This window comes from Streptomyces sp. NPDC031445 (genome assembly GCF_055581365.1).
This window is the reverse complement of the sequence record NZ_JBVIJO010000008.1, coordinates 406988-419404: the sequence shown is the minus strand read 5'-3', so window position 1 is coordinate 419404 and position 12417 is coordinate 406988. Positions and strand designations below refer to the sequence as shown.

Here is a 12417-nt window from a genome sequence, read left to right as displayed (position 1 = left end):
TTCCTGGTCCAGCACTGGCTGGGCGCCGAGGGCATGCCGCGCCGCTACGCCGACTACCTGGCCGCCGACGGCTTCACCGCGCTGAACACGGTGTCGACCATCAGCTCCTTCCTGCTCGGCCTGTCGATCCTGCCGTTCCTGTACAACGTCTGGAAGACGGCCAAGTACGGCAAGCCGGTCGGCGTGGACGACCCGTGGGGCTACGGCCGTTCGCTGGAGTGGGCGACCTCCTGCCCGCCGCCCCGGCACAACTTCGTCACCCTGCCGCGGATCCGCAGCGAATCCCCGGCGTTCGACCTGCACCACCCTGAGATCGCCGCGCTCGAGCAGCTCGAGCACGCCGGTCACGGCACCGCCGTCGCGGGCAGCAAGGAGGCCGGCAAGTGAAGATCCAGGGTCGGATGTTCGTCTGGCTGAGCGTCTTCATCCTGATCATGGCCATCGTGTATGGCGTGTGGTCGAAGGAGCCGGCCGGTACCACCGCGCTCTTCCTGGCCTTCGGCCTGAGCGTCATGATCGGCTTCTACCTGGGCTTCACCGCCCGGCGGGTCGACGCGGGCGCCCAGGACGACAAGGAGGCCGACGTCGCGGACGACGCGGGCGAGCTGGGCTTCTTCAGCCCGCACAGCTGGCAGCCGCTCATGCTGGGCTTCGGCGGCGCCGTCGCCTTCCTCAGCATCGCGGTCGGCTGGTGGCTGATCTACTTCGCCGCCCCGTTCATCGTGGTCGGCATCTTCGGCTGGGTGTTCGAGTACTACCACGGTGAGAACCGCACCCAGTAGAACGCGCAGCGACACGCCGGGAGCCCGGACCCTCCTTCAGGGGGGTCCGGGCTCCCGGCTTTTCCGGCTGCCCCGGCGTCTCCTCGCGCGTGTCCCGCCGGTGTCCTTCCTCTGGCCCAGTGTCGTTCGCTCGTACGAGTTACCTGCCATGCCAGTGAGCCTTTCATCTCATAGCGTGATCATATGAACCACACTCCGCGGACCCGCACCGTCGTCAGCTGCGCGCTGCTGGTGACCGCCCTCGGCGCGGGCGTCACCGCTTGCGGTTCGGACGGCAACCCCCTGTCGGCCAGGCCGTACGACGCAGCGGGCCTGATCTCCTTCAACGGCCCCACCGAAGCGGGAAAGCGGGCCGACCCGGACAAACCCCTGGAGGTGACCGCCAACAGCGACGAGGGCCGTATCACGGACGTCACCGCCCAGGACGCCACAGGGCGCCATGTGGCGGGCGAACTCGCCGCCGACGGCAGCCGCTGGCACAGCACCTCCCCGCTGGCCGCCAACGCCCACTACACGGTCACGGTGAGCACCGAGGACGAGGACGGCGCGCCCGGCCGCGAGGTCCTCACGTTCGACACCAGCCAGCCCACCAGCAAGCAGCGCCTGAAGGTCACGTTCGGGCCGGAGAAGGGCACCTACGGCGTCGGACAGCCGATCACGGCCCAGCTCGACCACGACATCAAGGACAAGGCGCAGCGCGCCGTCGTGGAACAGGCCCTGCGGGTGGACTCCACGCCGGCCGTGCAGGGCTCCTGGTACTGGGTCGGCAACAAGGAGCTCCACTACCGGCCCAAGGACTACTGGCCCGCCCACGCCACCATCCAGGTGCACAGCAACCTGGAGGGCATCCGGGTCGGGGACCGGCTGTGGGGCGGCGCGGCCAAGCCGCTGAAGATCACCACCGGAGACAGGATCGAGGCGGTCACGGACGCCGCCACGCACCAGATGACGGTCTACAAGAACGGCCAGGAGATCAACCAGATCCCCATCACGACGGGCAAGCCGGGCTTCGAGACCCGCAACGGCGTCAAGGTGGTCCTGGCCAAGCAGTACTACGTACGCATGCGCGGTACCACGGTCGGCATCGCCGAGGGCAGCTCCGACTCCTACGACCTGCCGGTCTACTACGCCACCAGGGTCACCTGGTCCGGCGAGTACGTCCACGCCGCCCCCTGGTCGGTGGGCTCCCAGGGGTACGCCAACGTCAGCCACGGCTGCACCGGCATGAGCACGTCCAACGCCGAGTGGTTCTTCGACACCGTCCGCGAGGGCGACATCGTCAAGGTCGTCAACTCCAACGGCGACGAGATGGAGCCCTTCGGCAACGGCTTCGGCGACTGGAACGTCGACTGGCAGAAGTGGCGCAAGGGCAGCGCCCTCTTCAAGGGCACACCCGACGGCCCGGCCCCCGGGGACGCGCTGCGCGTCCAGCCGGCGGCGGCGTGATGGAGGGGCGCGGGGAACCGTGCGAGGAGGACCCACCGGCCCGCACTCGCCCGGGAGCCCGGCGCCCCGCTCAACTAGGCGCCGACCAGGCGCCGCTGCCGCAGCAGGGAGGCCAGGGCGGAGGCGAACTCCACCGGGTCCACCGGCAGGGTGACCGCCGCGTCGGCCCGGCTCCACGTGGCCAGCCACGCGTCCTGCGGCCGCCCCATGAGCAGCAGCACCGGCGGACAGCCGAACACCTCGTCCTTGATCTGCCGGCACACCCCCATGCCGCCCATCGGCACGGCCTCGCCGTCGAGCACGCAGACGTCGATGCCGCCCTTGTCCAGCTCCCGCAGCACCGCCTGCGGAGTCGCGCACTCCACGAACTCGACGAGGGGGACGTCGGGCGCCGGACGGCGCCCTGCGGCCAGCCGTACTTGCTCGCGGGTGTTGGAGTCGTCGCTGTAGACCAGCACCGTGGCGGTCGGCTGCATTGTTCCTCCGAGACGTCGGCGTCGTACGGGCAGGACGGGCGGGCCCGTCGCGGCGGATGTTACTCCCGCCGATGTCCCCGTGAACACCACGTCAACAGCGGTCCGGCGGGTGGCAACACTCCGAACGGCACCCCCCGGAGTGAGCGCGAGATAAGCGACCGACATAATGTCGGTCGTGGCGACAGCAACGACAGTAGAAACCGGGCACGCGCACCCGTCGGTCAACCGGCCGAACCTCACCAGCGTCGGAACCATCATCTGGCTGAGTTCCGAGCTGATGTTCTTCGCGGCCCTCTTCGCGATGTACTTCACCCTCCGGTCGGTGACCGGACCGGCTCACTGGAAGGGGATGGCGGAGGCACTGAATGTGCCCTTCTCCGCCACGAACACCACGATCCTGGTGCTCTCCTCCCTCACCTGCCAGCTCGGCGTGTTCGCGGCCGAGCGCGGCGACGTGAAGAAGCTCCGTGGCTGGTTCATCCTCACCTTCATCATGGGTGCGATCTTCATCGGCGGTCAGATCTACGAGTACACGGAGCTGGTGAAGAAGGACGGCATCTCGCTGTCCTCCGACCCGTACGGCTCGGTGTTCTACCTGACCACCGGCTTCCACGGCCTGCACGTGACGGGCGGTCTCATCGCCTTCCTGCTGGTCCTCGGCCGCACCTACATGGCCAAGAGGTTCACCCACGAGCAGGCGACCGCCGCCATCGTCGTGTCCTACTACTGGCACTTCGTCGATGTCGTCTGGATCGGCCTCTTCGCCACGATCTACCTGATCAAGTAGCCGGGCCCGCTCCCGCACATCCAGAAGCACCGACGCAGAAGATCCTGACACCGGGGTAATCCGTGAAAAAGCTCTCCGCACGACGACGCCATCCGCTGGCGGCGGTCGTCGTCCTACTCCTCGCGCTGGCGGCCACTGGGGGGCTGTACGCCGCGTTCGCGCCCGCGGGCAAGGCGCAGGCCGATGAAACCTCCCAGTCCCTGACCATCAAGGAGGGCAAGAAGCTCTACGAGGTCGGCTGCGCCAGCTGCCACGGCACCGGTGGCCAGGGCTCCTCCGACGGCCCGAGCCTCGTCGGCGTGGGCGCCGCGGCCGTCGACTTCCAGGTCGGCACCGGCCGTATGCCCGCCGCCACCTCGCAGGGCGCCCAGATCCCGCGCAAGAAGAACATCTACTCGCAGGCCCAGATCGACCAGCTGGCCGCGTACGTCGCGTCGCTGGGCGCCGGCCCGGCCGTGCCCACGAAGCAGCAGTACGGCCCCGCGGGCGCGGACACCGCCAAGGGCGGCGAGCTGTTCCGCACCAACTGCGCGCAGTGCCACAACTTCACCGGCAAGGGCGGTGCCCTGACCAAGGGCAAGTTCGCGCCGAGCCTGGAGGGTGTCGCTCCGAAGCACATCTACGAGGCCATGCAGACGGGCCCGCAGAACATGCCGTCCTTCCCCGACACCACGCTGTCGGAGAAGAACAAGAAGGACATCATCGCGTACCTCAACGCGGTCAACGGCGACAAGACCGAGAACCCGGGTGGTCTGGAGCTGGGCGGCCTCGGGCCGGTCAGTGAGGGTCTGTTCGGCTGGATCTTCGGCCTCGGCACGCTCATCGTGGTCGCCGTCTGGGTCGCCGCTCGGACCGCAAAGGCCAAGAAGTCATGAGTAGCCAAGACATTCCAGAAGAGAACCTGCCCGCTGAGCAGGACCACGCGCACGGCGCGGTAGGGATCGCGGACGAGGAGAACCCGTTCGCGGACCCGGGGCTGCCGCCGCACGAGCACCGGATCCAGGACATCGACGAGCGGGCCGCCAAGCGGTCCGAGCGCGTGGTGGGCCTGCTGTTCACGGTGTCGATGCTGGCCACCATCGGCTTCATCGTCGCGTACCTGGCGGTCCCGCACGACAAGTCGATCTTCGTCTTCCCGATCGGTCACATCAACGCGCTGAACTTCGCGCTCGGTCTGACCCTCGGTGTGGCGCTGTTCTGCATCGGCGCGGGCGCGGTCCACTGGGCCCGCACCCTGATGTCCGACGTGGAGATCGCCGACGACCGTCACCCGATCGAGGCTCCCGCCGACGTCCGGGCGAAGGTCCACGCGGACTTCCGCCAGGGCGCCAAGGAGTCGGTGCTCGGCCGCCGCAAGCTGATCCGCAACACGATGTTCGGCGCGCTGGCCCTGGTGCCGCTCTCCGGCGTCATGCTGCTCGGCGGTCTCGGCTCGGCGCCGGGCACCAAGCTGCGCCACACCCTGTGGGCCAAGGGCAAGCGCCTGGTCAACATGAACACGAACCAGCCGCTGCGTCCCGAGGACGTCGCCGTCGGCTCGCTCACCTTCGCCAAGCCGGACGGCCTGGAGGAGCACTCCGAGGAGTTCCAGACGGAGATCGCCAAGGCCGCGCTGATGATCGTCCGGCTCCAGCCGGGCAACATCAAGGACAAGCGCGAGCTGGAGTGGTCGCACGAGGGCATCGTCGCCTACTCGAAGATCTGCACCCACGTCGGCTGCCCGATCTCCCTGTACGAGCAGCAGACGCACCACGTGCTGTGCCCGTGCCACCAGTCCACCTTCGACCTCTCCGACGGTGCCCGAGTGATCTTCGGCCCCGCCGGCCACGCCCTGCCGCAGCTGCGCATCGGTGTGGACAGTGAGGGTTACCTCCAGGCGCTCGGCGACTTCGAGGAGCCCGTCGGTCCTGCTTTCTGGGAGCGCGGATGAGTACTTCAGCGAACGAGACCTCCCGCTCCCGCGGGAAGGCACCCACCGGCGAGCGTCTCGCCGACTGGGCCGACGGCCGGCTCGGCATCTACTCCCTCGCCAAGGCCAACATGCGCAAGATCTTCCCCGACCACTGGTCGTTCATGTTGGGTGAGGTCTGCCTCTACAGCTTCATCATCATCATCCTGACGGGTGTCTACCTGACGCTGTTCTTCCACCCGTCGATGAACGAGGTGGAGTACCACGGCACGTACGTCCCGCTCCAGGGACAGCTGATGTCCGAGGCGTTCAGCTCGACCCTGCACATCTCCTTCGACGTGCGCGGCGGTCTGCTCATCCGGCAGATCCACCACTGGGGCGCGGTCGTCTTCATCGCCGGCATGTTCGTGCACATGATGCGCGTCTTCTTCACCGGCGCGTTCCGCAAGCCGCGTGAGATCAACTGGCTGTTCGGCTTCCTGCTGTTCGTCCTGGGCATGTTCACCGGTTTCACCGGTTACTCGCTCCCGGACGACCTGCTCTCCGGCACCGGTGTCCGCTTCATGGAGGGCGCGATCCTGTCCGTGCCGATCGTCGGCACGTACATCTCGTTCTTCCTCTTCGGCGGCGAGTTCCCGGGCGGCGACTTCGTGGCCCGCTTCTACTCGATCCACATCCTGCTGCTGCCGGGCATCATGCTGGGCCTGGTGGTGGGCCACCTGATCCTGGTCTTCTACCACAAGCACACGCAGTTCGCGGGTCCCGGCAAGACGAACAACAACGTCGTCGGCATGCCGCTGCTGCCGGTGTACATGGCGAAGGCCGGCGGCTTCTTCTTCCTGGTCTTCGGTGTGCTCGCGGCCCTCGCGGCCGTCGCGCAGATCAACCCGATCTGGGCCATCGGCCCCTACCGTCCGGACCAGGTGTCCACCGGCGCCCAGCCGGACTGGTACATGGGTATGGCGGAGGGCCTGATCCGTGCCATGCCGGGCTGGGAGATCAACCTCTGGGGTCACACGCTGGTCCTGGGCGTGTTCATCCCGCTGGTGCTGTTCGGCGTGATCCTCGCCGCGATCGCGCTCTACCCGTTCATCGAGGCCTGGGTCACCGGCGACAAGCGCGAGCACCACATCCTGGACCGCCCGCGCAACGCCCCGACCCGTACGGCGTTCGGTGTCGCCTGGCTGACCGTGTACTTCGTGATGCTGATCGGTGGTGGCAACGACATCTTCGCCACCCACTTCCACCTGTCGATCAACGCGGTCACCTGGTTCGTCCGGATCTCCTACTTCGTGGCTCCGGTCATCGCGTTCATCGTCACCAAGCGGATCTGCCTGGGCCTCCAGCGCCGCGACCGCGACAAGGTGCTGCACGGCCGCGAGACCGGCATCATCAAGCGGCTGCCGCACGGTGAGTTCATCGAGGTGCACGAGCCGCTGAGCCAGGAGCAGCTGCACACGCTCACCTCGCACCAGCAGTACCAGCCGGCCGAGATCGGCCCGACGGTCGACGAGAACGGGGTCGAGCGCAAGGTCCCGGCCGCGACGAAGCTGCGGGCGAAGCTGTCCAACGCCTACTTCGGCGAGGACAACCAGATCCCGAAGCCGACCGTCGAGGAGTACAAGGAGATCACGAGCGGCCACGGCCACCACTGATCCCCGCGTCGCCACGCCACGACGAAGGGCCCCGTCCGGGTTGCGGACGGGGCCCTTCAGCGTGCCGTCCGGCTGGATAGGGTGGGGTACGACGTAGCAGGAACCTGTCCGAGGAGCGGCTGATGAGCGCTGTGACCCCCGCTGGAGGCGACACTGCGGCGGGCCGCTCCTGGCCCGCCCTGCTGAACGGTCTGCTGGACGGCCGGGACCTGTCCGCCGACGACACCGCCTGGGCGATGGACCTGATCATGCGCGGGGAGGCGACCGACGCGCAGATCGCCGGGTTCATGGTGGCGCTGCGGGCCAAGGGCGAGACGGTGCCGGAGATCACCGGACTGGTGCGGACGATGTACGCGCACGCGAACGTCATCGAGGTGCCCGGCCCGGCCGTCGACATCGTCGGCACCGGCGGCGACGGCGCCAAGACGGTGAACATCTCCACCATGTCCTCGATCGTCGTCGCGGGCACCGGGGCGAAGGTCGTCAAGCACGGCAACCGCGCCGCGTCCTCCGCCTCCGGCTCCTCCGACGTCCTGGAGAAGCTGGGCATCAACCTCAACCTGACCCCGCAGCGGGTGGCCGAGGTGGCCGAGGAGGCCGGCATCACCATCTGCTTCGCGGTGCGGTTCCACCCGTCCCTGCGTCATGTCGCCGCGGCCCGCGGCCAGTTGGGCATCCGGACGACCTTCAACGTGCTGGGTCCGCTGACCAACCCCGCCCAGGTGCGGTCGCAGGCCGTCGGCGTCGCCGACCCCCGCATGGCGCCGATCGTCGCCGGTGTCCTCGCCGAGCGCGGCAACTCCGCGCTGGTCTTCCGGGGCGACGACGGCCTGGACGAGCTGACCGTCACCGCTGCCTCCCGGGTGTGGGTGGTCCGGGACGGCAAGGTCACGGAGGAGGTCTTCGACCCGCGCGACGTCGGCATCGACCTCGTCCCGCTGGACGCCCTGCGCGGCGCCGACGCCTCCTACAACGCCGAGGTCGCCCGCCGGCTGCTGGACGGCGAGCGGGGGGCCGTACGGGACGCCGTCCTGCTGAACTCGGCGGCCGCGCTGGTGGCCCTGGAGCCGACGGACGCGCCGCTCACCGAGCAGATCCGCGCGGGCATGGCGCGGGCCGCGGAGTCCATCGACTCGGGCGCGGCCAAGCGCGCCCTGGAGCGCTGGGTGGCCGTCAGCAACGCCTGACGCCTCCGTGCGTCGTCCCGCGATCCGGACACGGGTTGCGGGACGACGATCACTTCAGTACGTTCCTGTACCAGGTCATGAGTGACAGTCATGAGGCCCCGGCCGACTGTCCGGCAACCCTCCGTCCGTGGCGGGGTGCCCCGGGTGAAGACCAGGTCGTACGGCAGCAAGGCCTACGGCAAGCGCGGACCCCTCACACACCAGGGGTCCTGGTCGTTCGAGGGAGCCTTCCGTGAGCAAGCGAATGCGTTAGGGCCGCAGAGCCCCGCCTCCGCACACCCTTTTGCAGCCCTTTTCTGCATCTCCTCCGCATTCCTCTCACGGGAGTTCCGCCATGTCTGTCTCCACCGCTGCCGTCGACCAGTCCGTTTGCACCCCTCTGCCCGTTCTCGGGCGGGATGTCACCGTCCCGCTGGTCACCGGCGGCGAGGTCAGCTACGCCGCCCTGGACTACGCGGCCAGCGCCCCCGCCCTCCAGCGCGTCTGGGACGACGTCGCCGCGTACGCCCCGTACTACGGCAGCGTCCACCGCGGTGCCGGCTACCTCTCCCAGCTCTCCACCGACCTGTTCGAGAACGCCCGCAGGACGGTCGCCGACTTCCTCGGCTGCCGCCCGGCCGACCAGGTGGTCTTCACCCGTTCGACCACCGACTCCCTCAACCTGCTGGCCCGTGCGGTCCCGGCCGACTGCCAGGTCTTCGTCTTCGAGACCGAGCACCACGCCTCGCTGCTGCCCTGGCAGGACGCGCGGGTCACCTACCTCGACGCCCCGCGCACCCCGCGGCAGGCCGTGGAGACCCTGGAGCGGGCCCTGGCCGGCCGGGACCCCCACGGCCCGGCCCTGGTCTGCGTCACCGGCGCCTCCAACGTCACCGGCGAGCTGTGGCCGGTGCGTGAACTGGCCGCCGCCGCGCACGCTCACGGCGCCCGCATCGTCCTGGACGCCGCGCAACTGGCCCCTCACCACCCGGTGGACTTTCGCGAGCTGGACGTCGACTGGGTCGCCTTCTCCGGCCACAAGCTGTACGCCCCCTTCGGCTCCGGCGTCCTGGCCGGCCGCGTCGACTGGCTCCAGGCGGCCGAGCCGTACCTCGCGGGCGGCGGCGCCAGCCGCAAGGTCACCCGGCGCGAGGACGGCGGCGTGGCCGTCGAGTGGCACGAGAGCGCGGCCCGCCACGAGGCCGGCTCCCCGAACGTCATCGGCGCCTACGCCATCGCCTCCGCCTGCAAGGCCCTCACCGAGGCCGGCTGGGACACCCTCGTCGCCCGCGAACAGCACCTGATCGCCAAGGTCCGCGAGGGCCTGGCCGAGGTGCCCGGGGTGCGCGTGCTGTCCCTCTTCGGCGACGACGCCCCGCGCGTCGGCGTGATCTCCTTCGTCGTCGAGGGCTGGAACAGCTCGCACTTCGCCGCCGCGCTCTCCGCCGAGTACGGCATCGGCGTCCGCGACGGCCTCTTCTGCGCCCACCCCCTGGTCCGCACCCTGCTCGGCAGCGACCCGCAGACCCAGGGCGAGTGCGGCGCCCCCGAGGCGGCCCCGGGCGAGAAGTCCCTCAACGCCATCCGCGTCAGCTTCGGCGCGGGCACGCCGGACGAGCACGTGGAGCGCTTCGTGAACGCCGTCGGGGAACTGGTGGCGCAGGGCGCGAAGTGGCAGTACCGCACGGAGGACGGCCGCTGCGTGCCGGCGGTCTGAACCGCGCTATAACCTCCCCTTGACACCACGTCGGACAGGGGGACCCCGTCAGTGCAGCCGCTGCGCGCCACAGATCCGCGCCACATCGGCCCGTACACCACCACGCACCGGCTCGGCGCGGGCGGCATGGGCGAGGTCTACCTGGCCGAGTCCCGCACCGGACTGCGGCTCGCGGTGAAGGTCGTACGGGCCGAGCACGCCGAGGACCGCACCTTCCGCGCCCGCTTCCGCCACGAGGTCCGCGCCGCCCAGACCGTCGGCGGCGCGGACACCTACACCGCACGGGTCGTGGACGCCGACACCGAGGCCGAACGGCCCTGGATGGCGACGGAGTTCGTGTCCGGGCCGAACCTGCGGGACGCCGTTCTCGACCACGGCGCGCTGCCGCGTCCCGCGGTCCGGATCCTCGCCGCCGCGCTCGGCGAGGCGCTGGCGACCATCCACGCCAAGGGGCTCGTCCACCGCGACCTGAAACCGTCGAACATCCTGCTGGGCCCGGACGGGCCCCGGGTCATCGACTTCGGGATCGTCCGGGCGCTGGAGGCCACCTCGCTGACCCGCACCGGCGCGGTCGTCGGCTCGGTCGGCTACGTCTCGCCGGAGCAGATCCGCAACGGCGGCCAGGTCGGCCCGCCCAGCGACGTCTTCTCCCTCGGCGCGGTCCTCGCGTACGCGGCGGCCGGCCGGGAACCGTTCGGCGAGGGCCAGGACTCGGTGGTCCTGCTGCGCATCCTCACCCGCGACTTCGACCTGTCCGGCGTCCCGGAGGAATTCCGCCCGCTGGTGACGGCCTGTCTGCGCGAGGACCCGCTGGAGCGCCCGGCGCCGGCGGCGGTGGTGGCGGGCGCCGGGTACGCCCCGGACACCCTGCGCGCCGCCGTCCGCCCGGGCTGGTACGGCCCTGCGTCCCCGCCCCGCCCCACCCCGGACGACCGCCCCAGCGGCGTGGAGTACCTGACCCCACACCCCACCACCGCCTTGGCAACCCCTGCCACCCCGGCCGCGCCGGCACTGGCGGCCACCCTTGGCGCCCCTGGTGGCCCGGCGGTGGCGCCCCCGGGCGACCCGATGGCCCCGGCGGCCCCGGCGGCCCGGGAGGACTCGGCGGCTGTGGCCGCGGAGGCCCCGGAACCGGCGGCCACCCCTGGCATTCCTGATGGTCCGGCGGTGGCGGCGACCCCGGGTGACTCGGCGGACTCGGCTACCCGTGCCACCCCGGTCGGCTCGGCGGCGGTGGCGGCCCCGGGCGACTCGGCCGAGCGTGCCGCCCCGACCGGCTCGGGCACCGTCACCGCCCCCGGTCGTCCGGGTGCCGTGGCTCCCGGGCGGCGGCGGCTTCTCACCCTTCTCGCCGGGGGAGCCGTGGCCGTGGCCGGGGTGGGGGTCGGCGGCCGGCTGTGGGGGCTCGTGCCCGGTACCGGGAGCGGTGGCGGCAGCGACCGCTCACCGGCCCCGTCCGCCGACCGGACGGACGGTGCGGCGGCGGTGCTGCGCTGGCAGTACGACCTCGGTGGCATCGGCGGGCTGGACGGGGCCTGCTGCGCGCTCTCCCCGGACGGTTCCGTCGTCTACGCCGGCACCTCCGGCGGTGTGCTGCACGCGGTCTCCCGGGACGGGGCCAGGCGCTGGAAGGTCCGGCTCGGCGACGACGTCTCCACGCCCGTGGCCACCCGGGACGCCGTGTACTGCGTGGTGGGCCTGCACTCCGAGGACGAGCGCCGGCTGACCGCGGTGAGCCCGTCCGGCAGCCCGCTGTGGACCCGCACCCTCGGCGGCCGGCGGTACGACGTCCCCGTCCTGCTCGGCCAGGACGTCCTCGTCTCCGTCGGCGGCACGGACACCGGCGGGCTGCGCCGCTACGCCTCCGACGGCAGCGAGAAGTGGACCGCCAAGACCCCGGCCGGCCCCACTGGCATCCCGCTCGTCTCGGCCGGGACCGTCTGCACGGGCAGCTACGGCGACGTCCTGCTGGCGCTGGACGCCCGGAACGGTTCGCGGAAGTGGCAGGTGCCCGCCGGCACCGACGTCACCGTCCTCGCTCTCGCGGGCACCACCCTGTTCACGGACTCCGCCGCCGAACGCCAGGGCTTCCGCGTCTCGGACGGCCGGCGGCTGTGGCGCAGGGAGGACGACGGCGGGATCCTCACCGGGGGCGGCCGTACCCTGGCCGTCGGCACCGAACAGGACGGCGTGTACGCCGTCCGGGCGGCCGACGGCTCCCGCGCCTGGAGGTACGGCCTCGAGGGCGGCACGGCCTACCCCCGCGCGGTGGTGGCCGGCGACACGGTGTACGCGCGTGCGGGCGAGCGGGTCTGTGCGCTGGACCTCGACGGGAAGAAGCGCTGGAACGCGGTGCTGGGCCGGGACGCGGGCGACGACCAGCACACCCCGGTCGCGCGCGGTGGCCGGCTCTACGTCCCCTCGGGCAGCGGGATCGCCGCGGTGGACGTGAGCAGGTAGCCGCTGCGCCGGCCGTCGG

10 protein-coding genes, 1 pseudogene and 1 riboswitch are annotated in these 12417 nt (G+C 70.8%); of the genes and pseudogenes, 10 read left to right on the top strand and 1 reads right to left on the bottom strand.

Annotated elements, in window-relative coordinates; genetic code table 11:
* From ACZ5DC_RS23265 to ACZ5DC_RS23255, 3 genes and pseudogenes are all read left to right on the top strand, one after another.
* Positions 1-387, top strand: a pseudogene (locus tag ACZ5DC_RS23265) (aa3-type cytochrome oxidase subunit I); the annotation flags it as partial.
* The gene (locus tag ACZ5DC_RS23260) at positions 384-782 is read left to right on the top strand and encodes a cytochrome c oxidase subunit 4 (RefSeq protein ID WP_171157052.1); all 399 of its coding nucleotides are present in this window, start codon (positions 384-386) and stop codon (positions 780-782) included. The pseudogene ACZ5DC_RS23265 and the gene ACZ5DC_RS23260, both read left to right, overlap by 4 nt.
* A 183-nt stretch (positions 783-965) precedes the next feature.
* Entirely contained in the window at positions 966-2228 is a 1263-nt protein-coding gene (locus ACZ5DC_RS23255; protein ID WP_468655518.1) for a L,D-transpeptidase, read from the top strand.
* A 74-nt stretch (positions 2229-2302) separates the two neighbouring features.
* On the opposite strand, the gene ACZ5DC_RS23250 is transcribed toward ACZ5DC_RS23255, so the two are convergent.
* Positions 2303-2704 carry a response regulator gene (locus ACZ5DC_RS23250; protein ID WP_171157056.1) on the bottom strand — a complete coding sequence of 134 codons (402 nt, stop codon included), beginning with the start codon at positions 2702-2704 and terminating at the stop codon, positions 2303-2305.
* Between the two features lie 166 nt (positions 2705-2870).
* Here ACZ5DC_RS23250 and ctaE point away from each other — a divergent pair, with 166 nt between their 5' ends.
* The 7 genes from ctaE to ACZ5DC_RS23215 all read left to right on the top strand — a co-directional run bounded on the left by ctaE (position 2871) and on the right by ACZ5DC_RS23215 (position 12398).
* Positions 2871-3491, top strand: coding sequence for an aa3-type cytochrome oxidase subunit III (gene ctaE, locus ACZ5DC_RS23245; protein ID WP_171157058.1), 621 nt, complete (start codon positions 2871-2873; stop codon positions 3489-3491).
* Between the two features lie 62 nt (positions 3492-3553).
* Positions 3554-4366, top strand: coding sequence for a cytochrome bc1 complex diheme cytochrome c subunit (gene qcrC, locus ACZ5DC_RS23240; RefSeq protein ID WP_366751487.1), 813 nt, complete (start codon positions 3554-3556; stop codon positions 4364-4366).
* Positions 4363-5421: a cytochrome bc1 complex Rieske iron-sulfur subunit gene (gene qcrA, locus ACZ5DC_RS23235; protein WP_468655515.1), complete on the top strand. Its 1059-nt coding sequence runs from the start codon at positions 4363-4365 to the stop codon at positions 5419-5421. Before qcrC ends, qcrA begins: the two co-directional genes overlap by 4 nt.
* The gene (qcrB, locus tag ACZ5DC_RS23230; RefSeq protein ID WP_468655513.1) at positions 5418-7055 is read left to right on the top strand and encodes a cytochrome bc1 complex cytochrome b subunit; all 1638 of its coding nucleotides are present in this window, start codon (positions 5418-5420) and stop codon (positions 7053-7055) included. The genes qcrA and qcrB overlap by 4 nt, the downstream gene beginning before the upstream one ends.
* Positions 7056-7177: 122 nt before the next feature.
* Positions 7178-8242 (top strand): anthranilate phosphoribosyltransferase, encoded by a 1065-nt coding sequence (gene trpD / locus ACZ5DC_RS23225; protein WP_468655511.1) that lies wholly within the window; start codon positions 7178-7180, stop codon positions 8240-8242.
* 73 nt (positions 8243-8315) lie between these two features.
* Positions 8316-8433, top strand: a riboswitch (SAM riboswitch).
* Between the two features lie 143 nt (positions 8434-8576).
* Positions 8577-9938 (top strand): aminotransferase class V-fold PLP-dependent enzyme, encoded by a 1362-nt coding sequence (locus ACZ5DC_RS23220; protein WP_468655509.1) that lies wholly within the window; start codon positions 8577-8579, stop codon positions 9936-9938.
* 51 nt (positions 9939-9989) lie between these two features.
* Positions 9990-12398: a protein kinase domain-containing protein gene (locus ACZ5DC_RS23215; protein WP_468655507.1), complete on the top strand. Its 2409-nt coding sequence runs from the start codon at positions 9990-9992 to the stop codon at positions 12396-12398.
* Positions 12399-12417: the final 19 nt, after the last annotated feature.

Coding starts and splice junctions, on each gene's coding strand:
- ctaE (WP_171157058.1), top strand. CDS start 2,871: ATGTCGGTCGTGGCGACAGCAACGACAGTAGAAACCGGGCACGCGCAC.
- ACZ5DC_RS23220 (WP_468655509.1), top strand. CDS start 8,577: ATGTCTGTCTCCACCGCTGCCGTCGACCAGTCCGTTTGCACCCCTCTG.
- ACZ5DC_RS23255 (WP_468655518.1), top strand. CDS start 966: ATGAACCACACTCCGCGGACCCGCACCGTCGTCAGCTGCGCGCTGCTG.
- ACZ5DC_RS23250 (WP_171157056.1), bottom strand. CDS start 2,704: ATGCAGCCGACCGCCACGGTGCTGGTCTACAGCGACGACTCCAACACC.
- qcrA (WP_468655515.1), top strand. CDS start 4,363: ATGAGTAGCCAAGACATTCCAGAAGAGAACCTGCCCGCTGAGCAGGAC.
- trpD (WP_468655511.1), top strand. CDS start 7,178: ATGAGCGCTGTGACCCCCGCTGGAGGCGACACTGCGGCGGGCCGCTCC.
- qcrB (WP_468655513.1), top strand. CDS start 5,418: ATGAGTACTTCAGCGAACGAGACCTCCCGCTCCCGCGGGAAGGCACCC.